The following is a 24,596-nucleotide window of genomic DNA, read 5'->3' on the forward strand; positions in this document are numbered from 1 at the left end:
CTTGAGCTGGGGTTTGCCGGTTCAACCGCACTCGGGGCAGCGCCCGACGTGACTGTTGAGCGCGCGGGCCATCCGCTGTTTCGCCGAGGCAGCTTGCTTCGCACTGGACTTCGCCGCCGGCCTGCCCGCATGCCGCTCGGAGTGAGCGAGCATGAATCCGATCTCTCGCTCGTACTCCGCGCGGACCGTCTTGAACTGGTGGCAGGTCTTCATCGGGCGGTGCTCCTCGTCGTCGTGATGTCCTCGTTCCGCAGCTCCTGGAGGACCAGGCCGAGTCGGTCGTTACCGACTCCCGTCAGGCCCTGGCGGCGGATGATTTCGCGCAGCTGCACCCGAGTGATCGCTCCGTTGCCGTCCCGTTCGAGCAGGGCGGGAACATGGGGGCGCACCTCTCGGACAAGCTGGCGCTCGGACTCACCCAGCTCGCGTGCCTGGCGCTCGGTCTGCGGAGAGCGGGACCGGGCACGCTTGTCCTTGTTCTTCGTCCGGGACGTCCTGGTCGGCTTCCGGCGAAGCGGGACCTTGTGTCCTCGGTCCTGGGTGGTTGCGGTCCCGGACTGTGGGGTGGTCGGCCCTCGGTCCTGGGTGGTTGCGGTCCCGGACTGTGGGGTGGTCGGTCCCCGGTCCTGGGTGGTTGCGGTCCCGGACTGTGGGGTGGTCGGTCCTCGGTCCTGGGTGGTTGCGGTCCCGGACTGTGGGGTGGTCGGTCCCCGGTCCTCGGTGGTCTCGGTCCCCGACTTCGCGATGCCCGGTCCCCGATGAGAATCCGGGTCCTGATCTGCTACTTCTCGCGTGTTGTGGTCGGTCCTCATGGCCGCTGCGTTCCGCGCTGCGGCTTCCGGACCGGCGAGTTCGGTCCCCGGGACCGCACCGTCTTCAGAGGGCTTGGTTCCCGCGCCGATCTTGGCTTCCGGGTCCGCCTCCTCGGGGACCGGTCCCCGAGGAGCCCTCGGTCCTCGGTCCGGGACCGGCTCGTCGAAACCGTCGGGACCGGGGACGGGGACCGGCACATTCGATGTCGGCTGTACGGGGACCGTGGCCGCCGATGCGCTGCTGTGCGCCGGGGACCAGGGAGAAGGCAGCGGGACCGTGGCGAGCGCCAGCGCGTGTCGCCGAGCGGCGAGCTGGTCGAGCAGCTGTGCCCGCTGGAGAGGGTCGGTTCCGACCGAAGCTCTGCCGACCGCCTTCGACAGGCGTCGCGTCAGCCACCGGCCTCGACGGTTCCGCTGCTGCTCGGGTGTGCGCTCGGCGAGGCGGGCGGCGAGGGTGACCGCGCGGGCGGTGGCCCGGTCCCGGGTGATCTGCGCGGCGTCCCGGTCTCGCGCGGCGATGCCCAGGCGGGACAGCAGACGCTCGCGTGCCTCCCGGCCCAGGACGGCGATCAGTCCGTTCGAGGCTGCACCCGGGGTGCGCAGGCGCAGTTCGATGCCCATGGCCAGGTGCCACAGCATCGCCGCCATGACCGGTCCGACGAAGGCGCGGACCGTGCCGCCGATGGGGCCGCTCTCGGCGTAGGCGGGGATCACCTGCACGGTGGTGATCACCCACACCAGCGTGCCCGGCAGGCCGGGAGCGCCCTGGACAGCGAGGTTCTGCCGTGCCATCAGCGCGGTGGCGAACAGTGCGAGTTCGGCGGCGGCGAACATGCCGGCGCGCTCGGCGGTGCCGGCCATGTCGAGGTAGTCGGCCGCAAATCGCCAGCTTGTGTCGGCGCTGTAGGCGGTGCAGCCCAGGGCGGCGACGGCGGCGACCTTGACTGCCGGACCGCCGAGACGTTTCTGCGGGCGGGTTCCCCGGCGCCGGATCGCCCAGGCGGTCAGCACGAGCGCGAGGGCGGCGGGCACGACGGCGGCGAGGAGGAGAGGGAGGTCCGAGGTAGCACCGAAGGCGAGGACAGGGTGGGTCATGCTGCCTTTCCGAGAGGGGCGTGCGCCGGGGTCGACGCCGCTGGGCGGCCTGTCGGCTGCTGAGTGCCGGGAGTTGCGGGCGCGGGGGTGCCCTTGGGCTTGGAGGTCTTCTTCCGCTTCTTCTTGGAGCGGGGCACGCCGTAGTTGCGGTCGCGGTCGAAGACCTTGTTGGCCGCTTGCCGGAGCAGGTCGCGGGCGTGCTTGTGGCTGATCTGCAGGGCGGCGGCGAGCCGGTCGGGCTGCCAGCCCCGGACGTAGGCGTGGTCGATGGCCACCTGCCGCTCGGCTTCCGTCAGGTGCACGTCGCGTCCCTGGAAGAAGGCGGTCACACGCCGGTAGTCCAGGCGCCGGTGCAGGTTGTCGTGCAGCGGGCGCCGCTCGGCTTCGGTGAGCCCGCCCCAGACGCCCTCCTTGAGGACGTTTTCCAGGGCGAAGTCCAGGCACGCGCGGCGAACGGGGCACCAGCCGCACAGCTCCTTCGCCTCCGCGATCTCCTCGTGATCCCGGGGCCCGGGGAAGAACACCGCGTCGGCGTCCTCGACGTCCATGCCGTGGCACGCTCCGCGGGTGTGCCAGCTGGTGTCTGCGATGCCGCGCAGGCCGGTGGCCGGCGCGTCGTGGGTGGTGATGTGGCGCAAGGCGAGTCTCCGATGTGCTGCCGCACCGGTCGGCTAGCGCGGTGCTCGGCGGGTGCGGCGTGGGGTGCCGGCTGCGGCGCGTGGGCGTGCGCCGCAGCCGGTGCGGGACGGTGAGGTTGCGGCGGTGCAGCGGGCGGGATGCACGTGCCGGAGGCGCCGGTCAGGCCAGGGCGGGTTGCTGGGCCCGCTCGGTGCGCTGGGCCTGCTGGGAGGCGAGGTCGAGGCGGCCGGGGTGCGGGGTGGCGCGCGGCGTGATGGCGCGTACTCCGTCGTTGGGTCCGATCCGGCGGCGGCGGCACGGCTCGCCGACCGGGGCCAGACACCACTCGCATCGCACGCTCAGGGCATCGGGCAGCCCCTGCGCGACGGCGGCTTCGCGTGCAGCCCGGGCGGGCCGGAACGGTGCGAGAGCGGCTCGGGCGGCGGGGGGTATGCAGGAGCCGATCTGGTCCAGCCGAGCCTGCAGCCTCGGGTTGATCCCCTCCTGGCTGCTGGTGATGGCCCGGGCCTGCGCGGGCTGCGCTATGCCTGCGGCGACAGCGCGGCGGGTGCCGACCAGCTCGGCGGTCCAGGCGGCCTGGTCGTCCGGGTCCGCGGACGGTGTGGGGTCGGAGTGGAGGGCCAGGCGGTTGCGCCGGTAGCTCTCCCAGGGGCGGACCACGTCCGCGGGCTGGATCTGGTATGGCGAGGCGCGGTAGTGCTGGCGGGCGGCGACGCGGGCGTCCCAGCCGTGCGGGGTGGCCATCGGCACGTCACCGAGCAGCTCGTGCCACTGGGCGAGCTGGTCGCGGGCCTCGCCCTCGTCGGTGCGGATGCTGCGGGGGTCGAGTCGGCCGATGTAGGCCAGCAGGGCGGCGATTTCGCGGCGGTCCACGGTCAGCCCTCCGTTCCGGTCGGCTCGTCCAGGGCGGCGAGAAGGGCGGCGGTGTGCTTCTCGGCCCGCGTCATGCCACCGGGCGCGGCGGTGTTCTGGCCGGGCACGGCGTAGAGGTTCGGGCGGCTGGGGGCGTGCTCCCGGGTGATCCAGGAGCGCCAGTCGGCAGCCCAGGCTTCCGCCGGCCTCGGAGCATGGCCCGCCCGGTGTGCACGCCACTTCGCGTCGGCGGCCTGCAGGCCCTGCTCGCCGAGGCGGTCGAGGTGTCCCTGCTGGCGGGCCCATGTGTGGGTGGCGGAGTCGACCTGCCACTCGGCAGCCGGGAGGACGGCAGCACCACCACTGCTGTACCTCCGGTTCAAATCAGGTTCACTACGGTTCTGTGTGCCGGTGGCCGGTACATCGCTGTGCCGGTGGCCGGTACGCCGCTGTGCCGGTTTCCGCCTGGGCCTGCCGGTTTCCGGTACTGCCGGTTTCCGGACCCTCGCGGGGGATTCCGGCACCTCACGCGGGCGGATTCCGTACCGCCGCAGAGCCGACAGCCGGAGTTTGGCAGGACCAGCGGGCTCGTCCGGTACCGCCGTGTCGCCCGCTTCCTCCCGCTGCTCGCGCAGCGCCTGTGCGACCGCCTCGGCGGCGAGAGGAAGGCGGTAGACCGTGCTGCGCTGCGGGCCCACCAGGTCGTCGAGCTGTTCCAGCTCGCCGGCGAGGACGAGGCGCTCGACGGCTTCGCGCACCGTGGAGACCGAGGCGCGCGTGCGCTTGGCCAGGCTGGACAGCGAGGCCCAGGAGATGCACTGATCGTCGGCCACCCGGTCGGCGATCGACAGCAGGACCAGACGCGCGGCCCCTCGGCTGGAGCTGTGCTCCCACACCCACTCGCGGGCTTCGCTGCTCATCGGCCGCTCCCGGCAAGCGGGCGGGCGGGGCGGCTCGCGGGGGCCAGGATGGTGCGGTCCGGCTCGGGGCGCTGAGGCGCCGAGGCGGAGCTAGCTGCCGCGCAGGCCGGACGGTAGGGCCTTTTGCGCAGGGCGGAGCGCATGCAAGAATCTCCTTTGGTGTTGCCAACGCTGAGACGCCCCGTGGAAGGGATCAGCGTGGTGATGGTGGCGATCTCCGCCCTTGCCGGGGCGGTACAGCCGTTAAGCGTCCGGCGTCCGGGAGTTGCAGCTCTCGGGCGCCGTCGCTGTGTCCTGGGACCTATGAGGCCCGGAGGTTGTGCACGTCATTGCTCCTGTGCTCGTCCGTGCGGGCGGTCTGCCCGGCGGGGGACGACGAACATACGCACGGCTCCGCGTCAAGGTCCAGAGTTGGTTCTTAAACCCTGTAGAAGTCGCGTGAGCTGCTGCGAGGGGGCTGGAGCGATCATGGGCGGGTCCTAGGCGCGTACGTATGCCGCGAACGCGGGACAAGAAGCGCCTACCGCGCCCTGCCGACGTCGCAACACTTCAGTGAAGCTGTGATCGAAAACCTACGCCAAGGTGATCCCCTCCTGTCAACACTGAAGTGCAGCATCTCGGCCTTTGGCTCCAGGGACTACACTGCAGTACAGTGTCCAACGTCCAGATGGGAGGAGTCGGGGATGGCGGAGTCCAGCGGACCGGCGGAGGCGCCCGGCGGCGCGGCCGGCGCGCGGCACTCATTCGCCGACAAGCTCAACCACCTATTCGAGACCAAGAAGAACCTGGCGACCGGCAAGCGCTACACCAACGCCGAGGTCGCCCGGGCGATCTCCGTGTCCGAGAGCGCGATCTCGCAGTTGCGAACCGGGGCTAAGTCCAATCCCACCTATACGACGGTGGAACGTCTTGCCGGCCACTTCCATGTCAAAGAGCAGTACTTCTTCTCGGACTACGACGCTGAGGAGGCTGACAAGGTGCGCGCCTCCATGGAGCTGATCGAAGCCGTAGCCGACAGTGAAGTGCGCGGACTCGCGCTACGAGCCAACGGCCTCTCGGCGGACAGCTTGAGAATGATCACGGACGTGATCAATCAGGCTCGCCGATGGGAAGGGCTCGACAAGCCCGGGCAGTGATGTGACCTCTCTCACTCGCTGGGCGGATTTGACTGGTATGCCGCACCTGGTCCTTCAGGGTCGCCTTGGGCAACCATCTGCACGTATGCAAGGCTCCGCTAGAACCACGCGGAATGGTGGGTTCCGGTTAGCGCAGGCCGTGTCAGCGCTCATTCGGGGGCTACAGCAAGGATCTCGTCCATGTTCAATCGGCAATTTGCGCGCAGAGAGGCGCAGCTGAGGCGACTGTGTGAGGAGCAGTTGCGGGGGATCGAGGTATCTGATCCCTACGCGGTGGATGAAATATGCCGGCAGCTCGCCATCAAACGGGGCCGCCCTCTGCACCTCCACGAATTGCCTGAGACCGGAGGGGCCAACGCTCCCTGTGGAATGGTTCTCTCCTTCGACCACGGGGATCACGTCTTTCACGTCGCGGCTACCAGCGAACGGCATCGTGCGCAGATCGTGCGCCACGAGCTAGCGCACCTGCTGCTCGGGCACGCTGGGAACAACGAGAGCGTCATCAAGTCACTACTGGGGATCCTCCCTGACGGGGTCGACCCCTCTGCCGTGCTCTCCGCTCTCGGCCGGACGAGCTACGACAGCGAAACCGAATACGACGCCGAGATGGCCGCCTCCTGCCTGGGAGAGCTCTTTCACGATCTCGCCCACTCGGGCCGGGAACGCGGCCGGTCCGGCGCGGTGTCGCGGCTCGACGACGCCCTGGTCCACCCACGGAGGAACCGCCGCTCATGAGCACATCCACCCTCATCGCCGGCGTCCTCTGGCTGGTGGCGCTGTGGCGACTGCCGTCCATCCGACACTCCCACAAGCAGCGAAGCCTGGCGCTGACCCTGGTGGCTCTCGCCGCTGCCATGACGTTCGAGGTTCCGCAGGTCAAAGAAGCAGTCGATGCCGCCGTCGGTACAGACGCCAGACTGTCGCCGCTGCTGAAGCACCTGCTCGGCGTTACCTCAGCGGCGTACCTGCTCGACTTCGTCATCGCAGTCGTCCGACCGCAGGGCCTGGCGCGTCGCACCCGACTGGTGGCCGCCGGCGTGACGCTGCCCCTCATGCTCGCCTTCTACGCCTTGGCCAACTGGACGCCGGGAGGGCCGGTCAGGCTTGGAGAGGGCCGTGATGCCCTCTTCCCTGTCCTCTACATGACGGTCTTCACGCTCTACATCGGCACCGCCATGGTCGTAGCGACATGGCTGTTCCTCGGCGGCGTACGCCACAGCCGGACTCTCCTTGGGAAGGCCGGCCTCGGATTTCTGGGCTTGGGAACCCTGCTCGGCAGCCTGTACGCACTCCAGCGCATCGTCTTCGTGACGGTTCAGCTCGCCTCCGGCACCAGCTATCCAGACTTGGAGAACCTTCTCTCTACAACGCTCAAGCAGGCCACCGTCCTGTCGGTCGCACTCGGCGTCTGCTTGCCTCCTCTCTCTGTCGCCGTGGAATACGTCGCGGCGTGGAGCACCCTGCGGAAACTGCGTCCCCTCTGGGTGCAGCTCACGGAAGCAGTCCCGTACGTGGTGCTGGCGGCCTCCGTAGGCAGGTGGCGTATCGCCTTCCGGTTGGAGCGGTGCGTCATCGAGATCGAGGATGCCTGCCTGGCGCTTCGCGAGTACGTGTCAGTCGACATGTACACAAAGGCTCGGAGGTTCGTCCGTCAGGAAGGGGTCGACGCGCAACTCTCTGACGCAGTGGCGGAAGCCTGCTGGTTGCGTGCAGCCGTCCAGAGCGCGCGAAGCGGGGAGCGACTGCGGGGAGTTGAATATCCACCTCTCGGCGTCACTGGCCGAGACAGAGCGAGCGAACTGTCATGGTTGCGCACTGTTGCCCGCGCGTACCTCTCCTCGCCAGTCGTTTCCGAATTCGTCCGGCAAGAGCAGTCGTCCATTTCCCACGAGCAGGGCGCTTCGGAAAGGATCTCCTCACATGACAACTGATGTCCGCCCCAGCGAGTCGCTGCTGGCCCGCCGCATTACAGACTGGCTTGAGCCGAAGAACTGGATCATCGCTGTCACGCTGCTGGTCGGCTGGCACACCGCACAATGGACAGGTGTTGCCTGGGGCGTGGTCGGCGCCCTCTTCGCGGCTGTCATCCCGATCACCTTCATCAAGTACGGCATTCGCAAGGGCCACTGGGGCGACAGACACGTCGGAGCGAAGCCGGCACGGCTAGTCGTGATGGCCGTCATCCTGCTCTCAGTAGCCACCGGCATCGTCCTGATGCTCGTCGCGGGAGCGCCGCGCACCATGGTTGCCCTCATCGTCTCGATGCTGGTGACGCTTGCGATCCTCACCGCGATCACCTTTGCCTGGAAGATCTCCGTCCATCAGGCCGTGTCCGCAGGCGCCTGCGCGATGCTCGTGCAGACCTACGGCCCGTGGATGGCCCTCGGCTTCCTCTTGGTCATCGTCGTCGGCTGGTCCCGCGTGGAATTGCGCGACCACACACGCAACCAGGTGATCGCAGGCACCATCCTCGGCACCATCGTCGCGGCGGCCGTCTTCCACCTGGCGCGCTGATCCGACGCAGGGAGGGTGCTCGCGACGCGCCTCCGGAAGTCACGTACGGCCGGGTCCTGGTCGTGGGAGGCGCACCCATTAGCGCTTCCAGGTCTCCGGCCAACTCCGCCAGGCCGCTTCGCCGGTACAGGGCGAGGAGGTCGGGGTGCTCCTCCAGCTCGGGGGCGAAGCTGCGTTCGGTGTAGGCGGTGAGCCGCGCGGGGTCGTACGCCTCGGCCAGCCAGCCAGCCAGCCAGCCAGCCAGCCAGCCAGCCAGCCAGCCAGCCAGCCGCCGACGAGGGCGCGCGCCTCGGACAAGACGGCGCCGTGGACCAGGCCACGGCGTATGAGGACGCCGTCATCGACGAACCGGTGCTGCTCGTCGTCGCTCCACGTCACAGGACTGGGCATGGTGGATCTCCTTCCGGAGGGACACGGGGCCGGGGCGGGAAGGGGGGCCGCCCCGGCGCGAAGGGGGGAGGAGCGGGTCAGCCGCGCCGGCCGAGGACGATCTGGAAGGAGGCAGGCTCGATCAGGCCGCCGCCGGCGGTGGCGTGCTCGTCGAGCAGAGCCCGGGCGCGGCGCTCGAAGTCGTCGACCCGCTCGCCGAACAGCGGCCGGGCGGCGAAGGAGGTCGAGTACAGGTAGCCGATCACCGTATCGGTGCTCCACTCCCGCTCGACGGCGACGGTGTGCTCTTCGACCTGGCTGAACGCGGACTCGGCGAAGATGTCGCGGTACGGCCGGTTGTGCGCCGCGTACTTCTTGCCCACCCCGGCCCGCCGCTCCTGTCCCAGGTACTCCTGGATCAGGGCCCGCAGGGCGTCGGTCCACTCGGTGCGCGCGGTCCACAGGCTGCCGTCGCCCATGACCGCGACAGTCGCGTCCGGCGCGGTCATGCCCTCCAGGCGCGACAGCACCACGTCCTGGTCCACCCAGTGGAACGCCCTGCAGACCGTGACGAGGTTGGCCCGGTAGGAGGCGGGCGGAGTGAACTCCTCGGCCGAGGTGTTGTGCAGGCGGACGGTGACCGGCAGTCCGGCGAGCGCCGTATCGGCCTCGGCGAGCATGCCCGGGTCCTGCTCGACGACGTCGATCTCCGTCATCGCCCCGGCCAGGGCCAGGGGAACCTGCCCGGTGCCGGACCCGAGGTCAAGCAGGACCCGGTGCTCCCTGCCGACCACCCGCTGAGCGAGCAGCCCGACGGCTTCCTTCGGGATCCCGGGCCGGTAGGCGGCGTAGAACGGGGCGGTGGCGTAGAACTGGCTCACGGGGTAGAACTCCTGATCATCTGGGTTGACGGAAGGACGGTCTGCTCGACGTGCTCGACCGCACGGGCGAGGTCCGGTACGGCCGTGACCCGGCCGGGGTGCTCGGCCAGCAGCCGGAGGGCCTCGGCTGGCGGCGGGCGCGAGGTGATCCACAGGGCGTGGGCTCCGGCGGCAAGGGCGCCGCGCACGTCGTAGTCGAGGCTGTCGCCGACGTGCAGCACCTCCGCAAGGTCGCGGCCGTGCAGTCGAGCAACAGTCTGCACAGCAGCCGGGTCGGGTTTGGCGAACCCGAGCTGCCACGACGGGTGATGGGCCCGCAGGTGGGGGGCGAGAAGGGCGCGGCGAAGTCGGTCTCCTGCTCGTCCCAGTGGCTCACGTTCGACAAGGTGACCACCGGCACGACCCCGGCGATCCGTGCCACCGCCTCCACCGCGCCGGGCCACAGGGCGAAGCCGGGCGGGTGGTGGTCGTGGGGGAAGGCGGATGGCGCGAGGCCCAGGGCGGCGCACACCGTCTGCGGTCCCGTCGCGTCGCTGCGCGGGTCGAGGGCGTGCAGGATCTGCTGTGGGCGTGTTGCCTGCCAGTTCGGCCAGTAATCGGATCTGCGCGGCAGGTGGGACGAAGTCGCTGGACAGCTCGTCGTACTCGTCAGCGGTTCGGTCGCCGTAGGTGTCGCTGTCGTACGTCATGTGTGAGTTCCCTTCGTCAAACGGGATGGGATGTCTGCGCGGCAGTCAAGAGGGGCCCCGGCGACTGCGGGTGGAGGTGCAACCGCTGGGGCACCCCGGCGTCGACCAGGCCCGAACGCACGGGGGATGGCACTGGGCGACGCCCTCCGGGGTGATCAGGTGGGGGACGCCTCTTCGGGAGGGGCGAGCCGGTCCAGGCGCTCGTACAACGCCTTGACCATGTAGGCCCGTTGGCGTACGCAGCGAGCGGTGCCCTGGTAGGGCTCAGCCAGCCGGATGTGGGCCTCGGTGAGGACCACCTCCGTCAGGATCCGGGTCGCGTTGAGGACGGGCAGCCTGCGGCTGTGGCGCCGGACGTCGGCGGCGACAGCACGCGCGTGCCCGGTCAGCTGCAGGGCGATCTGTTCGCAGTCGCTCGGGGGCAGGACCACGTTGTCGGCCCAAGCCAGCACCGCTTTGACCAGGCACATGTATGGGGCGCGATCGAGGGGGAGCTCCGCCTCGATGAGGCCCTCGGGGTCATACAGCACGGTGTGGGTGTTGGCCTGCGTGCTCACGAGGCCACCGCCTCACACGTCGCGGGTCGGTCGACCAGGCCCTCGTACAGCTGCCGGGGGTCGAGGGCGCCGGCGGACACCAACGCTCGGAGGGAATCGGGCCGGAGACCGGCGGTCGTCTCGTCCTCACCCTCGTCATCGCCCTGGGTGAGCTGCGGGGGAGGCAGGCTCAGCCACGCCGCGGCGTAGGACCCGGCGCCGCCCGGAGCGGGCACAACGACCCACCCCCCGTACGGCACGACACGGACGTCCGGAACGAACTCCCACAGCTGTGCCCAGCCGCTGGCCACGACCGCGAGCAGCTTCCGGTGCAGGTAGTCGGCGATGAGCGAGTGGCCGTCCGCGATCGGTACCTGGACCGCGTCGAGCGCCGCCAGTCCGGGCGCGAGCGGTAGCACTATGACGTCCTGGCCGCCGTCGTGCTGCAGGAGGCGCGAGGACCAGGTGCCCGCGGCGAGCAGATCGTCACGGCGTTTGCCCTGCGGCTCGCCGTACTGCGACATCCATGTGGGAGGGGTCTTGGGGGCCTTGCGCTTCGGGGCTCGGCGAGTGGTCACCGGGGAGCCCCCGTGGTGTTGGCTCCGGTGGACATCCTGAACACCTCGCCAAGGTGACGGCCGACGTCCTGGCCGTTCAGGAGCTCGTGCGGGGTGTGGGTGGACTCCACCCAGGGCGGGGTGTCCCACCGGGCCCCATTGCTCGGGGGCAGGGCGATCCAGCCGTCCGGACCGGTGCGTACCTCGACCCTCGGGTGGACGGCCGCGTACCGGCCGGTGGCCGGCAGCACGAGCAGAGCCGCCGTCGCCCCGTGGGTCACGAGACAGGGAACGGGGCTGATGCGGTCGAGCCGCAGCATGACCGCCATGGCGATCGGGTACGGCACGAGCACCGCGTCGAAAGGGATCGTCGCCGCGATGAGGGAGCCTCCGGGGGCTTCCTGCAGCGCCTCCTCGATCGAGTCCTCGACGAGCCGGGGACCCGGGGGGATCAGCGGATGCGCGCCCAGAGTCGGGCATTGAATGTTGCCGCAAGTGCAGCCCGCACGAGGCCGGAGCCGGTGCCCTACAGTCACTGACCATCCCAGCTGGACGTAGGCGCGAGCCGCCGCAGCAAGGGAGTAGGTGTTGATCGGCCCCATAAGCCGAACCCCCATGTGATCACTCAGACACGGATCGTTACCTGTCTGAGGATGGAGCCCAAAAAGCACCGCGCCCCCTAGAAAAACTAGGGGGCGTTTTGCGGGCCGGATTGATGGAGGGTCAGCTCACGAGTTCCATGTGCCGGATCAACCCGGACAGCGCTCCCTTCTGCGAAGGAACGCCCACCCGCGCGAGGTCGGACACGAGTGCCCGCGCCATCGGATCGGCGTAGGTGTAGTACGGCGCTTCCGTCGCCGCTGCTTTCAGCTTGACCACGGCGGAAGCGTCTTTGCCCATCCGGTGTAGGGCGCGCGCCTCATCAATCGCGTAGTGCGTGCGCCGCTCGCGGCTGGGCACCTGGCCGACGTCGACGGATGGCACCTTCTTCAGACCCTTGTCCGGCTGGTCGACCTCGACCCCGGCCTCAGCCGCGTGCACGGCCACGGTGCCCCGGCCGAACACCGTGTGAGCGTCCAGGTCGTACCACTCAGGACCGAGCCTGTCCGCGTCCTCCAAGGCCGCGTCGATCCGAGACCAGGCATCCGCCTTCTGATTGCCACGCGCGTGCGCGATGGCACACCGCAGGTGCAGCGCACCCCTGATCGATACTGCCTTGTCCGAGGCGCCGCGCCCCGTGACATACGGCTCCAGGTCCTGCAGCGCCGCGTCCGCGACCGCCACCGTCTCGCGCAACGACGCCTGATGCAGCAGCGCACCGCACCGGTCCCACGCCACGGTGCCCTTGACCACCGGATCACCGAGCTCGGCCGCCGCGCCGGCCGCGACCTCCGCAGCGATCCAGGCAAGATCGGGGTAACCCAGCTGATTCAAGGCCATGCGAGCCGTGCGCGCCGCGTCGACCATGAGACGCAGCACGCTCTCACGGGCCCGCCCCTGAGCGACCAGGAGCGCTGTATTCAGGTCCTCCACCATGTTCGGCAGCAGCGTGGCGACCATCGGTAGATCCGCTGCCTGGCGCGCGACGTTGGCCTTGCGGGAGTGGGACCGCATGGTCGCGAGGTGCACCTGCGGGCCCTGCGGACTCAGCCCCGGATGACCGGAGAGGATCAGCCCAGACCTGCGCAAGCCCATGCGCAGTGCCGGAATATGGGCGTGGGCGAGGTTCCCGCCGCTCCGCTGCAGCCGGTAGGGCTGGCCGAGCAGCCAGACCACATCCACGTCGCACCGGTCAGCGATCTCCGTGATCACCGAGTAACGGTCGAGCGACTGCCGGCCCGCTTCGACGTTCGCCACCCAACTGTCGGTTCGGTCAAGAAAATCGGCCAGCTCAACCTGCGTCAGTCCTGCTGCGTTTCTGGCGATGCGGACTCGCGTCCCGATGTGCTCGTCACTGAGGAGAGGCATACTTGGCTCCGTTCTGGACTAGACACTCAGAACGGTACGCCGAACGGTGCGTTCGCCGCTTCCCGCAAGGGAGAGAGGCACCGTTCGGCGTGCAAGCGTTCGATCCTCCTCTTCCTGGACAGTTTCTCAGGACGCTCGTCCAGAGTCTGCAGCTGCTCGGGGCCGGTTCCGCCCATCAGGGGGAACCGACGAAATACGGTGCTCGGGGTGACGGAATACGTGGGGCGCAAGGTCAGTCGGCTGGGCGGCTTCGGCTCTTGATGCGTCGCAGGGAAGGCTGAGTGATTCTCAGCGAAGGCTGGCTACCGACAGTGCGCCATTCTGGTGACGCAGCGGTGCGTCATCCCGGTGACCAGGGCCCGCCCCCGCTCGATGTGGTCGAATCCGAAGTGGTGGGCCCGGCGGGGTCCCTGCCCCGTACTCGACCCGACATCGAGTACACCGTGGAGAAGCCAACTCGGCCGGCACCGTTGCATGGTCCTGATGTTCCTCGTGGCTCTCGGCCGCGCGCGCCGTGTCGGGACGGCTCCGCGGTATTGGGGGGCTCCGAGTCATGAAGACAACTGCCATCGAACGCCGCGCCGAACTGCTGCGCCTGTACACCGGGCTGCCCTGGCAGTCCGCCCGGCGCCGGGTCAGGGCCGCCGTGCCTGGCTCCCTGCTAATCCCACAGCCGGACGCCGACCAGCTACTGCTGGAGGCCCGGGTGATGGCCGCACTGGCCTGGCGTCGGATCACCACTCTGCACCCGTGGGGCATTGAACACGTCGACCCGCGTTCCGACCGCCTCCTGATCCGATTTGAGGCCGACTCGGTCGAGCGGCGCAACCCGGACGAAACCCAGGCCCTGGACCTGGCTGAGGCGCTGCTGCCACGCGCCGACGAGTACGGCGACATCAACGGGGTGCCCGGGGCCCGTACCCACGTCGACGGCGGGCAGGTGGTGCTGCGCATGCTGGACACGTCCGCCTCCGTCACCCTGCTGGGTCTGGACCCTGACGAGTGGCTGCGCGCGGTCGACGTCCAGGACCAGCAGATGAGCAACTACGGCATGACGCCGTGTCACCGCGAACTGCCGGCCCGCTGGCACCCGGCCGAGCGCCCCTACCGGCGGCCGGGCCGCCGGGGCACCGCGGTGTCGGCCTGGCTGACCAGCGGACTGTTGCGCCGGGTCGGCCTGATCCGCACCCTGGGGGTGCCGCTGGCCGTGACCGGCTGGCTCGGCCACCACGAACGCGGCGGTGGCGAACGCTGGATCATCGACCCCACGTTCGCGGAAGGCCACGGCGCCACCGGCCACCGGCGGCTGATGGCGCTGCTCGCGGCACCCGGCTGGGGCCTGCCCGTCACTCCCTTGGACGACCACTGCAACTGCCATCTGCCGCCCGGTTACAGCGACCAGTGCACCACCATCACCGCCGGCCTGGCCGAGCGGCCCGGAGTGCTGGAGGTGCGCGCCATCCAGCGCCGCGGCGACCGCCTGAAGCGGATCCAGGAGCACCGCCCAGCGATCTACGCGGCCCGGCAGCAGCTCGCCCTCTCCGTGCCCGCCTGGGTCGACCGCTGGCTCGAGCGCGGCGGATCTCCTGTTCCGGACCGACCGGTCGGCGCCGTCACCAGCCTTCGCTGAGAATCACTCAACGTTCCCTGCGACGCATCAGCTCTCGCTGGACTCGCAGTAAACGGCGGCGACATGCCCTATGTGACGGGTGGCGTCGTCGACCGGCCGCCGCTCACCGGTGAGGGACCGGCCTGCCAGTGGGCGACGAACGGCAGCTGTATGAGGGCTCCTGGACCGCCGTGGAACAGCCGCCGGTGGTGACCTGACCGCTCTGCCTCACGCCGCCAGAACGGCGTGTGCCCGCTCCCGGAAGTCTCGGGCCGAGGGTGTGGCCTCGAACCGGCCGAGTCGCTCGGTGAGGTCGAGCAGCGGGCCAGTGGGCCGGTGCGAGCTGATCTCCTCGGCGAGGTCCAGGGCGCGGTGAGCGGCTGCGCAGGCCCGTTCCACCTCGCCCTGGTCCAGCAGAGCGTCCGCCTGCCGCGCGGTGTACAGAGCGGTGGTACGGACGTGCACCGGGTCGATGAGGTCGTGGACCCGGGCGAAGCCGTCGGCGGCCGGGCCCGACTGTCCCAGGTCGCGGTGGCTGGAGGCGCGGGCGCCGGCCAGCTCTGCCTCGTCGAACCAGTACGCCCAGTCGGGATCCGCGTGCCCCCTGGCTTCGGCGAGGAGCGATTCGGCCCGGTCGAAGTCCTCCCAGCAGCGTTCGTCGCCGAGGTGGGCGCGTGCGCGGCCGCGCCGAGAGGTGAGCATCGCCTCAACGCGAGGCGTGGACCGGCCGCGCACCGCGGCCAAGCCGGTGGACGCCATCGCCTCGGCGTCGGCGTACCTGCCGGTGTTGTAGGCGGAAACGGTCCAGAAGTTGAGGCAGTTGGCGCCGAGTTCGTCGCTGCCCGCGATGCGGGCCGAGCGCAGGGCGGTGTCGAAAGCCGCGTCGGCGCACTCACCGTGGACATCGAGCATCGCGGCGGCCCTCTGCCGAGCGAGGTCGGAGGCGACCGCATACAGGCGGGCGCCGTGGTGGTCCTTGTAGGAGCGGGTGCGCAGCAGCCCGGCGACCAGGGTGAGCGCGCTGGAGGTCTCTTCGAGGATGATGGCGCCGCCGTCGGCGTCGTCGGTGTGCCGTAACGCGGCCGCGCGGGCCTCGACGCGGGCCACGGCTGCCTCCCCGATGCGCTCCCTGGTGGTCATCTGGCCGGCGGCAGCTGGGTCGGCGGTGATCCAGGCCAGGAGAGTGGCGGTCAGCGTCCCGCCCGCTATGAGGACGAGTTCCCTGCGCGTGTAGTCCACGGTGGCGGCGCTCCCTGCGAGTTCGGTCAGTGATGTGAGGGCGCCGAGGCGCGTCCAGGGCCGAGGCTCCGGCCGCTGTAAGGGGTCCTCGGCCAGCCACTCGGGCCATGGTCGCTCATCGACCGCCGCTCGTGGAATACCGAGCACGTCAGCGATCACCAGCCGTGTGGGCCGGTCGGGTTCGCGGCCCCGCTCCCAGTGGCACACGCCGTCCCTGCCGGTCAGCATCGGCCGGCCCAACTCCTTGCTGCGGACGCGGATGCGGTGTGCCATCTCGGCCTGGGTCCAGCCGCGTACCAGACGGGTCCGAATGAACAGGTCACAAGGGGTAGGGGCCTGCCGTGGGGCCCTGGGGCGCATGACTGCCTCCGCTGTACGGGTCGGCGACTACGCAAGGTGAGCGCACTGTAACCGATGTCCTGGGTGCCGTGGAGGCGAAGTCGTGTTGCTCCATGTTGCTCGTCGGCGCAACCGCGAGCAACACCCCTTCACCTTCCAGTAGCCGCCCAACTCCGCGAAGTTTGCCGGGAGTTGACGAGAAGCATCCGGCAGGAAGGGGAATCCCGGTGCGATTACGAGCACCGCACGCAGCAGACGTCCACCAGATCGAGGAGCGCAGTGCAGCCCTCGACCTGGCAGGCCCCGACTGGGCCCGCCTGACCGACGTGACGGGCAAAGACGAACTGTTCGCCCGCGACCTGGTCGCCCAGGAAGGATGGGCGGCACTGGCCGGCGAACTCGGCGAGGAGGAGGCGTACGCCTTCGCCGCCAGGACAGCCCTGATGTGGCTGCGCCCGGACGCCGTCGCCGCCGGGACGGCACGGCGCGTCCTGGCCGCGACCGCCGCGCACGGGTTCAGACCGCTGGCCGCACAACCGGTCCGGCTGGAACGGTCCGCAGTGCGCGCCCTGTGGGCCTACATGTGCCGGTGGGCGACAGCAGAGCGGCTGATCCTCATGGACGCCCTCGCAGCGCTCGGGCCCGGCCTGCTGGTGCTGTGGGCCGACGCCACGGGCGGGCCGGTATCCGTACGGATGACGGCCGTAAAGGGCCGCAACAACCCGGCCCAGCGCCAGGAGGGCACCCTGCGCGACGTCGCAGGCAGCCCGAACCGCGCCCTGACGATGCTGCACACCACCGACGACCCCGCAGACGTCGTACGGGAGCTGGCGGTGCTTTGCTCGTGGCCCGAGCGGGCCGAACTCATCACCGAAGCGGCCGCACGGCTGCGTGACGGCCACTCAGCAGACTTCGACCATGCCCTGCGCGACATCGAGAGCGAACTGCCCCCGCTCGGCCTCCCCGAGGCGGGCGCCCCGGCCCCCTCGGTGCACGAGCTGCACACCGGGCCGGTCGACAAACGCTGGGCGGCCCTGGTCGCGGCGTCGGAGCGCTGGCCGCTGCTGCGGCGGGCCCCGGGGCCCGCGGCCTGGCCCGAACAGGAGACGAGGAGCCCATGGCAGTGATGGCGGCACTCCCCACGACCAGCGCCCCCAGGAGCACAGCCGCCACCGACGAAGCGCTGCTGTGGCCGTGGTGGTCGGAAGACGCCACGAACACCGTGCTGCGGCTGCTCAACCAAGGCGACATGGCGGCGGCCGGCTCCGACCATCCACTGATCGACGCGTGCGAGGACCTCGCGGCGGACGCCCTGGCGCCGGGACGGTTGGTGACGCTGTGCGACTCGGGCACGGCCGCGCTCGAGACCGCGTACGCCGCGCTGGGACTGGAGCCGGGCAGCGAAGTCCTCGTCGCGTCCGCCTCCTTCCGATCCACCGTGACGGCCATGCTCCCCGCGCACCTGGTGCCGGTGCTGTGCGACACGGACCCGGCCACCGGCGGGATCGACCTCGACGACGCGGCCGCACGCATCACCCCGCGCACCGCCGCGCTGACGATCACGCACACCTGGGGTCGGCCCGTGCCACTCGATGCCGTACGGCGCCTCTGCCACCGGCATCAACTGGCGCTGGTGGCCGACTGCTCCCACGCCCACGGCCTGGCCTGGCAGAACCAGCCGGTGGGGCTGGTCGGCGATGTGACGGTCTGGTCCTGCGGCACATGGAAGATGGCCAGCGGCGGGAAAGCCGGGCTGCTGGCCACCCGCGACCGCGATGTCTGGGAGCGGGCCCTGATCCTGAGCCAGCCCAAGCACCGGGCGCTGGCCCGGGTGCGCGATGAGCGGTTGCGGGCCCTCGCCGCCACCGGCGTCGGCCACAACCGGCGGCCCAGCCCGGTCGCGGCGGCCCTGGTCGCCGATCACCTGCGGCGCCTGCCGCACACCGTGGCGACCAAGAACGAGCGGCAGACGGCCGTGGAACGGCTCCTCGCCCGGCACCTGCCCGCCCTGACACCACTGCCGGAGCCGTCCGGCCGCACGGCCGGCGCCTTGTACAAGTGGCACTGGCGCGTCGCCCCCGGCCACTGCGTGAACGCCGTCGTGCAGACGCTTCAGGCCGCCGGGATACGGGCAGGGCTGCCCGCCCGGCCCCTCCACGAGGCACCCCTGTTCACCCGCCCCGATCTCGCCCCGCTCCTAGGGCGGCAGGTCGAACTCCCCGAACCCGGAAGCTTCCCCGGCACGGCCCGGCACCTCGACCGGCTGGTGGAGATCGACACCCGCGACATGTACGAGCCGCTGCCCGACGGCGACCCCGACCCGTACGACCACGCGCTGACCGCGGCCGCCGACCGGCTGGCCGTCACCGCCTCCTGAGCGAAGAGGGACACACATGGAAAGGCTGTTCACGCCGCTGCGCCTGCGCAACATCGAGCTGCGCAACCGGCTCGGCCTCCCGGCGATGAGTACCTACCAGGCCGCGCCCGGGAACCTGCCCGACCCGCGCTGGCACCTGACGCACTACCAGACCCGCTCCGTCGGCATGGGCCTGGTCCTCGTAGAGGCAACCGCGGTTGCCCCCGAAGGACTGGCGACCCCCGACGACCTGGGACTGTGGGACGACGGCCAGGCCAAGGCCCTGGCCGAGGTCACCGAGGTCATCGCCGCCCAGGGCGCCGTGCCCGCCGTACAGCTCTCCCACGCCGGCCGTAAAGCATCCCGCACCCGCCCGTGGGGAGAAGGCGGAGACGCCCCGCTCGCCGAGGCCGACGGCGGCTGGACCCCGCTGGCCCCCTCCCCGCTCGCCTTCGCCGACGGCTACACCGTGCCCGCCGAGATGACGCTCCAGCAGATCGACCAGGCCGTCACCGAGTTCGCGGCCGCCACCGAGCGGGCCGTCACCGCCGGATTCCGCGCGGTCGAGCTGCACGCCGGGCACGGCCGGCTCCTGCACTCCTTCCTGTCGCCGATCGCCAACCGGCGCACCGACGCCTACGGCGGCGACTTCGACGCCCGGACCCTGCTGCTGCGCCAGACCGTGCGCACCGTACGGGCCGCCCTGCCCGACGAACTCCCGCTCCTGGTGCGCATGTCCGTCTGCGACTTCCTGCCCGGCGGGTGGACGCTCGACGACACGGTCCGGCTCGTGCCGCTGCTCGCCGCAGACGGCGCCGACCTGATCGACTGCACCTCCGGCGGCATCGCCCGCCCCGAACAGAGGCCCACCGGCCCCTGCTGGCAAGCCCCGTATGCGGCCACCATCCGCCGCGAGACGGGCGTGCCCACCGCGGCCGTCGGCAAGATCACCACCCTGGGGCAGGCACGCGACCTGCTGACCAACGGCACCTGCGACCTGGTCCTGATGGGACGCCAGCTCCTCGTCGACCCGATGCTCCCGGCCCGCAGCGCCCCCGGCCTCGCACCCGCCCCCTACCAGCGGGCCCTCGCTACCACCGCGGCGGGCGATGGCCACCTGCCCCCCGAGCTGTGACCGTACGGGAGGAGACCCGATCATGCTCGTCATGCACGACAGAGGACTAATCTTCGTCCGCACCCGGAAAACCGCGGGCACGTCGGCGGAGATCGCTCTGTCCCGCCTCGCCGGAGAGTGGGACATCATCACCTCGATGTCACCGCGAGACGAAGCCTTACGGGCAGCCCAAGGCGGCCGGGCCCCGCAGAACTACCTGCTCCCCGGCCACACCCCGGACCAGGAACCGGTGCCGCCCGGGCGCAGCCCCGGCGTGCGCTACTACAACCACATGCCCGCCCGGGAGATACGCGAAGAACTCGGCGCCGGCATCTGGGACCGCTACCTGACCGTGTGCCTGGAGCGCAGCCCCTTCAACAAGGTCGTCTCGCTGTACTTCCACCGGCACCGCACCGAGCCCCGCATCCCCATCGAGGCGTTCATCGAGTCCGGGGAGTTCCGGGACGCGTTCAACTGGCCCCTGTACACGGACGCCTCCGGTGCGGTGATGGTCGACTTCATCGTCCGCCACGAGCATCTGCAGGCGGGCCTGGACGCCGTGTGTGCCCGGGTCGGTATGCCCGCGCTGGTCCTGCCCCGGGCGAAGTCGCAGTTCCGGCTCCCGGGCAGCGACTACCGCCAGATCCTCACCCCTGCGGCGCGTAAGGCGATCGAGGAGGCATACGCTGCCGAGTTCGAACACCATGGCTACAGCTGGTAGCCCCATCCGATGGCGACGGCCCGTCCCCTTCCGTAGCGGGAGGGGCCGGGCCGGCGGCCGTGACTACGCGCCCGGCTCGACGCCCGCTCCCGTCAGCCGCACCAGGTCCTCGGCGAAGCGCGGGTAGCTCGTCGCCACCGAGTCCCAGCCGTCGATGCTGGTCGTCCCTTCGGCTGCGCACGCGCCGGCGACGGCGGCGGTCATCGCGATCCGGTGGTCACCGTGACTGTCGACCCGCGCCGGGCGCAGCCGGGAGACGCCCTCGATGAGCATGCCGTCCTCGGTCTCCGTCACCTGCACCCCGAAAGCGCGCAGCATCGCGGAGGTGCTGGCGATCCGGTCCGACTCCTTCGCCCGCAGATCGCCCGCGCCCGAGATGACGGTCGTCCCCTCGGCGACGGCGGCCGCCATCGCCAGCACGGGCACCTCATCCACGATGCCGGGGATGTCCTCGGCGGTGAGCTCTACCGCCCGCAACTTCGACGACCGCACGGTCAGCGTCCCCGTGCTGCGGTCGAAATCGATGCCCGCGCCCATGCGCTGCAACACGCCGACGAAGTCCGAGCGGCCGTAGCCGGGGTACAGGTTCTCGACGGTCACCTCGCCCTGGTCGGCGAGGAGCGCGGCCACCGCCCAGAAAGCCGCCTGCGACGGGTCGCCGGGCACCGCCACGTCCGTGCCCGCCAGCTCGCCCGGCTCGACCGTCACTCGGTGCTCGTCGACCCGCACACGGGCCCCGAACTGGGCCAGCATCTCCTCGGTGTGCCGCCGCGTCGGGTGGATCTCCTCCACCGTCGTCTGGCCCTTGGCGGACAGGCCCGCGAGGAGCACCGCGCTCTTGACCTGAGCCGACGCGATTTTCGGTGTGTACGTGATGCCGGTCAGCCCGCCTCCGCGGATCGCGAGCGGCGCCAGGCGGCCACGCTCGCGGCCGTCGATCGTGGCACCCATGCTGCGCAGCGGCTCAGCGATCCGGTCCATCGGCCGCCTGCACAGAAACTGGTCCCCGGTGAGCACCGACAGGCCGTCGATCCCGGCGCACAGCCCCGACGTCAGCCGGATACCCGTGCCGGCGTTGCCGTGGTCAAGGACGCTGGCCGGCTCGTGCAGGATCGGTCCCTCCACCCGCACACGGCCCTCATCGGCGTCGGTGACGGCCACCCCGAACTGCTGGACCGCCCGCAGCGTGTGCGTCACGTCCTGCCCCCGGGACAGGCCGGTGATCACGCTGGGCCCGTGGGCCATCGCCGCCAGCAGAAGTGCCCGGTGCGAAATGCTCTTGTCGCCCGGGACCTGGAGTGAGCCACGGGCAGGACCGGCCCCGGTGACCTGAAGGGTTGAGACGGCGTCGAGATCAGAGGCGGAAACAGCGGGGGTCATGAGGCTTCTTTCTCTACGGAAGGAACGCGGCGGCCTGAGTACGAGCGACCGGGGACAACTCAACGTGTCCAAACAATCACGCTCGCAGCCGACATTACGCGCCGCGCACTTCACCGCGGGCGCCGATTCACCAAGTGGCCACCTCCCGGGGATGGCCCAGCCGAAACGGCCGTGTGCCGAGACGTCGGCTTCCAACGGGCCCGGCCCAGCGATGCACTCACGCCTGCTCTGCAACGGCTCTCGATCGCCGTACGGGCATTCAGGTCACGGCCGTGCCACGTACTGTCTTGCGGCCCACGCTCATGTAGGTGAAGCCGAGCGCACCCATCCTCTGAGGGTCGAGCAGATTGCGCCCGTCGAAGATCAGTGGGCCGGTCATACCGGCGGCCGCCCGGTCCCAGGCGACATCCCGGGTGTTGGTGTCCTCGGCGGGCACAGTTGCCTCCTGGGTGGGGGTGTCGGGGATCAGGTGTGCGTGATCAGGTAGGCGGGGCCCTCGCCGCGCCGGGCTCGTTCGATGGCGTCGAGACGGGCGAAGGCGCGCGGAGCCATCAGTTCCTGCCAGGTCGCGAGGTCGTGGACGGCCCACATGTCGTGCTCGGCGGGATCGAGGCGGATCCGGCCGAGCTGGCCGGCGGTCAGCTGCCCTCCGTCGAAGATGAGCCCCACCTTGTTCAGCGGCAGCCGGGGCCCGGCGTGCAGGAAGTGCGTCAGGAGCAGCGTTGGTGTGTCCAGACCGAGTTCGAGGCCCGTCTCCTCGACCGCCTCTCGCCGGGCGGTCTGCAGCGGGTCCTCGCCTGGGGCGTCCAGGTTGCCGCCCGGGAACTGCCAGAGTCTCGAGCCGTAGACCGAGCGCAGTTGGACCGGCCGGTCGTTCTCGTCGCGGATGTAGAGGCAGCCGTACACCGTGTGGTGGGGGACGGTCTGCGCGTACTGCGTGGGCGTCATCGGCATGGGGCGGCCGGGCCGGGCCGGGCGGTGGTCGAACGCGAGGGCGAGAATGCCGAGGGCTTCCTTGGCCGGCGAGTAGATGCTGCGGAGGTTGGCGAGCAGCTCTCCGGGCGGCCCGTCCGGGTCGATGAGCACGGTGTCCTCCGAGCTGAGCAGATCCTCGAAGGAGTGGTACGGGGTGATCCGCTTAACGATGACGTCGAGTTCCCGCCCGGTGTCCCGGTCGTGGAAGACGACCGTGTCACCGACTGCGACGGCGCGCTTCTGCGGGGTGGCCACCCTCACTTCGATCGTCTTGCGGCCTGCTTCCACTTGGCGGTAGTACCGCCCGAGCAGGTGCATGTGGTGCTCTTGTGGTTCACCTCCGGTCGCCGGACTCGGGACGGCTGGGATCGCCTGCTGGGTGTCGTCAGGCACGCGTGCCTCCGTTCGATGCGGTCCGTCCGTTGCGGCCTTGGGATCGCAGGCGCGCCAGGGTGCGGTGGCCGCGCTCCTTTGGTTCCGGATCGGCGTGGGTGGCGAGAAAGTGGACGAGGATGCCGGCTCGCTAGGGCAGTTCGATCGGTCCGTAGCGCGGAGGTATCGCCGGAACAACGGCCGTGGGTCGTCGTCACGCCGGTGCACGACGCCATCGCGCTGCTGGAGAGCTTCGGTGACTACGCCTTTTTGTTCCCCGCCAGCTTCACCAACGCCCACACCAAGCGGCCGAACGACTTCAACGCCCGGCAGGTTGAGTCGGTCACCCGGGATCTGGAGGACTTCGTGGCGTGGGTGAACAGCACGTTCGGCCACCCCGGCACCGAGGTGCCCATCCCGCCGGATCCGACCAAGCACCTGCACGCTTCGCGCTTCAGGAGAACCCTCGCGTATTTCATCGTCCGCCGGCCCCGCGGCCTGGTGGCCGCCGCGCTGCAGTACGCCCATGTCCACACCAAAGTCACCCTGAGCTACGCAGGCTGGGACGATTCCTCCTGGATGGACGACGTCCAGCTGGAGACCCTGGAGATGGTGCTGGAACAAAATGAGCAGGACGCCCGCCTGCTGGAGTCGGGCGAACACATCTCCGGCCCCGCTGCCGACGAGTACCGACACCGCGTACGCACGCGCGCCCGGTTCGCCGGACGCGTCGTCACCGCCGGCAGAAGCGTCGATCGACTGCTCGAACAGACGGATCCGAACATCCTCCACGGCGAGGCCATGACCTGCGTATGGCGGCGGGAGACGGCCGCCTGCCGTAAGGCCCGCCTCGAAGCCGGACTGCCCGCTGAAGACGGCCCCAACGAGGGGGAGTGCTTGTCAAGTTGCAGCAATCTCGTCTACACAGATCGGAACATTGTCGTGCAGAAACGTCTGCAGCAGCAGTGGGAGAACGCGGCAGCCGACCAACTTAGCCCACGTCCTCGGCGCGACCGAGCTGCCGCGCTCGCTGAGCGCAGCCGAACGATCATCGCAGCCCATCAAGCGCGACCCATACGGACAACATCAACGACGAAGGAGCGGTGATGGGACGCCGACCACGCGACCAGGAAGCCGACCGAGCCGCGATCCAAGCCGCGGCCGAACGGCTCCTGGCCGGGATGCCGTTGCGCTCACAGTCCGGGAGACTCACCGCATCGGAGCTGATCACCGAGTGCGACCTGCGGCGCGACATCGTGTACCGCCACACTGATCTCGTCCAGGACTTTCAGGCCCGCGCGAAGGCCCAGAATTCCACCCCGACCGCGATGCAGGAACTCGCTGACGAGAACCGGAAGCTCAAGGCTGACGCCGACGACTTGAGGGACGAGCTCCGCCACGAGCGGGCGCGAACTAAGACCATGCGAATGATCATCACGGAGCTCTCCCTCGAACTGGAACAAGCCAAGGCCGAACTCGAGGGCGCCTCGGGCGTCGCCCGGCTGCCGGACCGGCGCTGACCC

General features: G+C 70.2%; 26 protein-coding genes. 11 read left to right on the top strand and 15 right to left on the bottom strand.

Features of this window, described 5'->3' with window-relative positions:
- Positions 1 to 21: 21 nt before the first annotated feature.
- From ACZ5TL_RS30435 to ACZ5TL_RS30455, 5 genes are all read right to left on the bottom strand, one after another.
- On the bottom strand, positions 22 to 213 hold the full coding sequence (locus ACZ5TL_RS30435) for a hypothetical protein (RefSeq protein ID WP_007491133.1): 192 nt from the start codon (positions 211 to 213) through the stop codon (positions 22 to 24).
- On the bottom strand, positions 210 to 1,907 hold the full coding sequence (locus ACZ5TL_RS30440) for a hypothetical protein (RefSeq protein WP_468593799.1): 1,698 nt from the start codon (positions 1,905 to 1,907) through the stop codon (positions 210 to 212). The genes ACZ5TL_RS30435 and ACZ5TL_RS30440 overlap by 4 nt, the downstream gene beginning before the upstream one ends.
- The gene (locus tag ACZ5TL_RS30445; protein ID WP_468593800.1) at positions 1,904 to 2,545 is read right to left on the bottom strand and encodes a WhiB family transcriptional regulator; all 642 of its coding nucleotides are present in this window, start codon (positions 2,543 to 2,545) and stop codon (positions 1,904 to 1,906) included. Before ACZ5TL_RS30445 ends, ACZ5TL_RS30440 begins: the two co-directional genes overlap by 4 nt.
- A gap of 160 nt (positions 2,546 to 2,705) precedes the next feature.
- Positions 2,706 to 3,419: a zinc finger domain-containing protein gene (locus tag ACZ5TL_RS30450; RefSeq protein ID WP_468593802.1), complete on the bottom strand. Its 714-nt coding sequence runs from the start codon at positions 3,417 to 3,419 to the stop codon at positions 2,706 to 2,708.
- 2 nt (positions 3,420 to 3,421) lie between these two features.
- Positions 3,422 to 4,318: a helix-turn-helix domain-containing protein gene (locus ACZ5TL_RS30455; RefSeq protein WP_468593803.1), complete on the bottom strand. Its 897-nt coding sequence runs from the start codon at positions 4,316 to 4,318 to the stop codon at positions 3,422 to 3,424.
- 683 nt (positions 4,319 to 5,001) lie between these two features.
- On the opposite strand from ACZ5TL_RS30455, the gene ACZ5TL_RS30460 reads away from it, so the two are divergent.
- The 4 genes from ACZ5TL_RS30460 to ACZ5TL_RS30475 all read left to right on the top strand — a co-directional run bounded on the left by ACZ5TL_RS30460 (position 5,002) and on the right by ACZ5TL_RS30475 (position 7,968).
- Positions 5,002 to 5,454, top strand: coding sequence for a helix-turn-helix domain-containing protein (locus tag ACZ5TL_RS30460; protein ID WP_468593805.1), 453 nt, complete (start codon positions 5,002 to 5,004; stop codon positions 5,452 to 5,454).
- Positions 5,455 to 5,634: 180 nt separating this feature from the next.
- A complete protein-coding gene (locus ACZ5TL_RS30465) occupies positions 5,635 to 6,189 on the top strand; it encodes a secondary metabolite protein (protein ID WP_468593806.1) in 555 nt (184 codons plus the stop codon).
- Positions 6,186 to 7,385: an MAB_1171c family putative transporter gene (locus ACZ5TL_RS30470; RefSeq protein WP_468593808.1), complete on the top strand. Its 1,200-nt coding sequence runs from the start codon at positions 6,186 to 6,188 to the stop codon at positions 7,383 to 7,385. Before ACZ5TL_RS30465 ends, ACZ5TL_RS30470 begins: the two co-directional genes overlap by 4 nt.
- A complete protein-coding gene (locus ACZ5TL_RS30475) occupies positions 7,375 to 7,968 on the top strand; it encodes a hypothetical protein (protein WP_468593810.1) in 594 nt (197 codons plus the stop codon). The genes ACZ5TL_RS30470 and ACZ5TL_RS30475 overlap by 11 nt, the downstream gene beginning before the upstream one ends.
- A 467-nt stretch (positions 7,969 to 8,435) precedes the next feature.
- Here ACZ5TL_RS30475 and ACZ5TL_RS30480 read toward each other — a convergent pair whose 3' ends face one another.
- The 6 genes from ACZ5TL_RS30480 to ACZ5TL_RS30505 form a co-directional block, all read right to left on the bottom strand.
- Complete coding sequence (locus ACZ5TL_RS30480; protein WP_468593812.1) at positions 8,436 to 9,218, bottom strand: class I SAM-dependent methyltransferase; 783 nt, start codon at positions 9,216 to 9,218, stop codon at positions 8,436 to 8,438.
- A complete protein-coding gene (locus tag ACZ5TL_RS30485) occupies positions 9,215 to 9,907 on the bottom strand; it encodes an HAD hydrolase-like protein (protein ID WP_468593814.1) in 693 nt (230 codons plus the stop codon). Before ACZ5TL_RS30485 ends, ACZ5TL_RS30480 begins: the two co-directional genes overlap by 4 nt.
- Positions 9,908 to 10,062: 155 nt before the next feature.
- Positions 10,063 to 10,464, bottom strand: coding sequence for a restriction endonuclease (locus ACZ5TL_RS30490; RefSeq protein WP_468593815.1), 402 nt, complete (start codon positions 10,462 to 10,464; stop codon positions 10,063 to 10,065).
- Complete coding sequence (locus ACZ5TL_RS30495) at positions 10,461 to 11,021, bottom strand: hypothetical protein (protein WP_468593817.1); 561 nt, start codon at positions 11,019 to 11,021, stop codon at positions 10,461 to 10,463. Before ACZ5TL_RS30495 ends, ACZ5TL_RS30490 begins: the two co-directional genes overlap by 4 nt.
- Positions 11,018 to 11,536 (bottom strand): hypothetical protein, encoded by a 519-nt coding sequence (locus ACZ5TL_RS30500; RefSeq protein ID WP_468593819.1) that lies wholly within the window; start codon positions 11,534 to 11,536, stop codon positions 11,018 to 11,020. The genes ACZ5TL_RS30495 and ACZ5TL_RS30500 overlap by 4 nt, the downstream gene beginning before the upstream one ends.
- Before the next feature lie 187 nt (positions 11,537 to 11,723).
- On the bottom strand, positions 11,724 to 12,968 hold the full coding sequence (locus ACZ5TL_RS30505; RefSeq protein ID WP_468593821.1) for a helix-turn-helix domain-containing protein: 1,245 nt from the start codon (positions 12,966 to 12,968) through the stop codon (positions 11,724 to 11,726).
- Positions 12,969 to 13,521: 553 nt separating this feature from the next.
- On the opposite strand from ACZ5TL_RS30505, the gene ACZ5TL_RS30510 reads away from it, so the two are divergent.
- Entirely contained in the window at positions 13,522 to 14,598 is a 1,077-nt protein-coding gene (locus tag ACZ5TL_RS30510) for a hypothetical protein (protein ID WP_468593823.1), read from the top strand.
- Positions 14,599 to 14,805: 207 nt separating this feature from the next.
- On the opposite strand, the gene ACZ5TL_RS30515 is transcribed toward ACZ5TL_RS30510, so the two are convergent.
- Positions 14,806 to 16,089 carry a transcriptional regulator gene (locus ACZ5TL_RS30515; RefSeq protein WP_468593824.1) on the bottom strand — a complete coding sequence of 428 codons (1,284 nt, stop codon included), beginning with the start codon at positions 16,087 to 16,089 and terminating at the stop codon, positions 14,806 to 14,808.
- Between the two features lie 293 nt (positions 16,090 to 16,382).
- Between ACZ5TL_RS30515 and ACZ5TL_RS30520 the strand changes: the two genes are divergently transcribed.
- The 4 genes from ACZ5TL_RS30520 to ACZ5TL_RS30535 are packed head-to-tail and all read left to right on the top strand — an operon-like array spanning position 16,383 to position 20,346.
- Positions 16,383 to 17,282, top strand: coding sequence for a hypothetical protein (locus ACZ5TL_RS30520; RefSeq protein ID WP_468593826.1), 900 nt, complete (start codon positions 16,383 to 16,385; stop codon positions 17,280 to 17,282).
- Positions 17,273 to 18,532 carry a DegT/DnrJ/EryC1/StrS family aminotransferase gene (locus ACZ5TL_RS30525; protein ID WP_468593827.1) on the top strand — a complete coding sequence of 420 codons (1,260 nt, stop codon included), beginning with the start codon at positions 17,273 to 17,275 and terminating at the stop codon, positions 18,530 to 18,532. The genes ACZ5TL_RS30520 and ACZ5TL_RS30525 overlap by 10 nt, the downstream gene beginning before the upstream one ends.
- 16 nt (positions 18,533 to 18,548) lie before the next feature.
- Positions 18,549 to 19,646 carry an NADH:flavin oxidoreductase/NADH oxidase gene (locus tag ACZ5TL_RS30530; RefSeq protein WP_468593829.1) on the top strand — a complete coding sequence of 366 codons (1,098 nt, stop codon included), beginning with the start codon at positions 18,549 to 18,551 and terminating at the stop codon, positions 19,644 to 19,646.
- Positions 19,647 to 19,668: 22 nt separating this feature from the next.
- The gene (locus ACZ5TL_RS30535; RefSeq protein WP_468593831.1) at positions 19,669 to 20,346 is read left to right on the top strand and encodes a hypothetical protein; all 678 of its coding nucleotides are present in this window, start codon (positions 19,669 to 19,671) and stop codon (positions 20,344 to 20,346) included.
- A 63-nt stretch (positions 20,347 to 20,409) separates the two neighbouring features.
- On the opposite strand, the gene aroA is transcribed toward ACZ5TL_RS30535, so the two are convergent.
- The 3 genes from aroA to ACZ5TL_RS30550 form a co-directional block, all read right to left on the bottom strand.
- A complete protein-coding gene (gene aroA, locus ACZ5TL_RS30540) occupies positions 20,410 to 21,726 on the bottom strand; it encodes a 3-phosphoshikimate 1-carboxyvinyltransferase (RefSeq protein ID WP_468593833.1) in 1,317 nt (438 codons plus the stop codon).
- A gap of 259 nt (positions 21,727 to 21,985) precedes the next feature.
- Entirely contained in the window at positions 21,986 to 22,162 is a 177-nt protein-coding gene (locus tag ACZ5TL_RS30545; protein ID WP_468593834.1) for a hypothetical protein, read from the bottom strand.
- A gap of 29 nt (positions 22,163 to 22,191) precedes the next feature.
- Positions 22,192 to 23,094, bottom strand: coding sequence for an NUDIX domain-containing protein (locus tag ACZ5TL_RS30550; protein ID WP_468593836.1), 903 nt, complete (start codon positions 23,092 to 23,094; stop codon positions 22,192 to 22,194).
- 201 nt (positions 23,095 to 23,295) lie between these two features.
- On the opposite strand from ACZ5TL_RS30550, the gene ACZ5TL_RS30555 reads away from it, so the two are divergent.
- Both ACZ5TL_RS30555 and ACZ5TL_RS30560 read left to right on the top strand, forming a co-directional pair.
- Positions 23,296 to 24,180, top strand: a complete 885-nt coding sequence (locus tag ACZ5TL_RS30555; protein WP_468593837.1) for a hypothetical protein — start codon at positions 23,296 to 23,298, stop codon at positions 24,178 to 24,180.
- On the top strand, positions 24,180 to 24,593 hold the full coding sequence (locus ACZ5TL_RS30560; protein ID WP_468593838.1) for a hypothetical protein: 414 nt from the start codon (positions 24,180 to 24,182) through the stop codon (positions 24,591 to 24,593). The genes ACZ5TL_RS30555 and ACZ5TL_RS30560 overlap by 1 nt, the downstream gene beginning before the upstream one ends.
- Positions 24,594 to 24,596: the final 3 nt, after the last annotated feature.

Source organism: Streptomyces sp. NPDC033136 (assembly GCF_055578235.1).

What these genes read in the sequence shown, in the direction of transcription:
- ACZ5TL_RS30530 (WP_468593829.1), top strand. Translation starts at nt 18,549, where the DNA reads ATGGAAAGGCTGTTCACGCCGCTGCGCCTGCGCAACATCGAGCTGCGC.
- ACZ5TL_RS30475 (WP_468593810.1), top strand. Translation starts at nt 7,375, where the DNA reads ATGACAACTGATGTCCGCCCCAGCGAGTCGCTGCTGGCCCGCCGCATT.
- ACZ5TL_RS30485 (WP_468593814.1), bottom strand. Translation starts at nt 9,907, where the DNA reads ATGACGTACGACAGCGACACCTACGGCGACCGAACCGCTGACGAGTAC.
- ACZ5TL_RS30510 (WP_468593823.1), top strand. Translation starts at nt 13,522, where the DNA reads ATGAAGACAACTGCCATCGAACGCCGCGCCGAACTGCTGCGCCTGTAC.
- aroA (WP_468593833.1), bottom strand. Translation starts at nt 21,726, where the DNA reads ATGACCCCCGCTGTTTCCGCCTCTGATCTCGACGCCGTCTCAACCCTT.
- ACZ5TL_RS30440 (WP_468593799.1), bottom strand. Translation starts at nt 1,907, where the DNA reads ATGACCCACCCTGTCCTCGCCTTCGGTGCTACCTCGGACCTCCCTCTC.
- ACZ5TL_RS30560 (WP_468593838.1), top strand. Translation starts at nt 24,180, where the DNA reads ATGGGACGCCGACCACGCGACCAGGAAGCCGACCGAGCCGCGATCCAA.
- ACZ5TL_RS30535 (WP_468593831.1), top strand. Translation starts at nt 19,669, where the DNA reads ATGCTCGTCATGCACGACAGAGGACTAATCTTCGTCCGCACCCGGAAA.
- ACZ5TL_RS30455 (WP_468593803.1), bottom strand. Translation starts at nt 4,318, where the DNA reads ATGAGCAGCGAAGCCCGCGAGTGGGTGTGGGAGCACAGCTCCAGCCGA.
- ACZ5TL_RS30515 (WP_468593824.1), bottom strand. Translation starts at nt 16,089, where the DNA reads ATGGCACACCGCATCCGCGTCCGCAGCAAGGAGTTGGGCCGGCCGATG.
- ACZ5TL_RS30460 (WP_468593805.1), top strand. Translation starts at nt 5,002, where the DNA reads ATGGCGGAGTCCAGCGGACCGGCGGAGGCGCCCGGCGGCGCGGCCGGC.
- ACZ5TL_RS30525 (WP_468593827.1), top strand. Translation starts at nt 17,273, where the DNA reads ATGGCAGTGATGGCGGCACTCCCCACGACCAGCGCCCCCAGGAGCACA.
- ACZ5TL_RS30465 (WP_468593806.1), top strand. Translation starts at nt 5,635, where the DNA reads ATGTTCAATCGGCAATTTGCGCGCAGAGAGGCGCAGCTGAGGCGACTG.
- ACZ5TL_RS30505 (WP_468593821.1), bottom strand. Translation starts at nt 12,968, where the DNA reads ATGCCTCTCCTCAGTGACGAGCACATCGGGACGCGAGTCCGCATCGCC.
- ACZ5TL_RS30470 (WP_468593808.1), top strand. Translation starts at nt 6,186, where the DNA reads ATGAGCACATCCACCCTCATCGCCGGCGTCCTCTGGCTGGTGGCGCTG.
- ACZ5TL_RS30435 (WP_007491133.1), bottom strand. Translation starts at nt 213, where the DNA reads ATGAAGACCTGCCACCAGTTCAAGACGGTCCGCGCGGAGTACGAGCGA.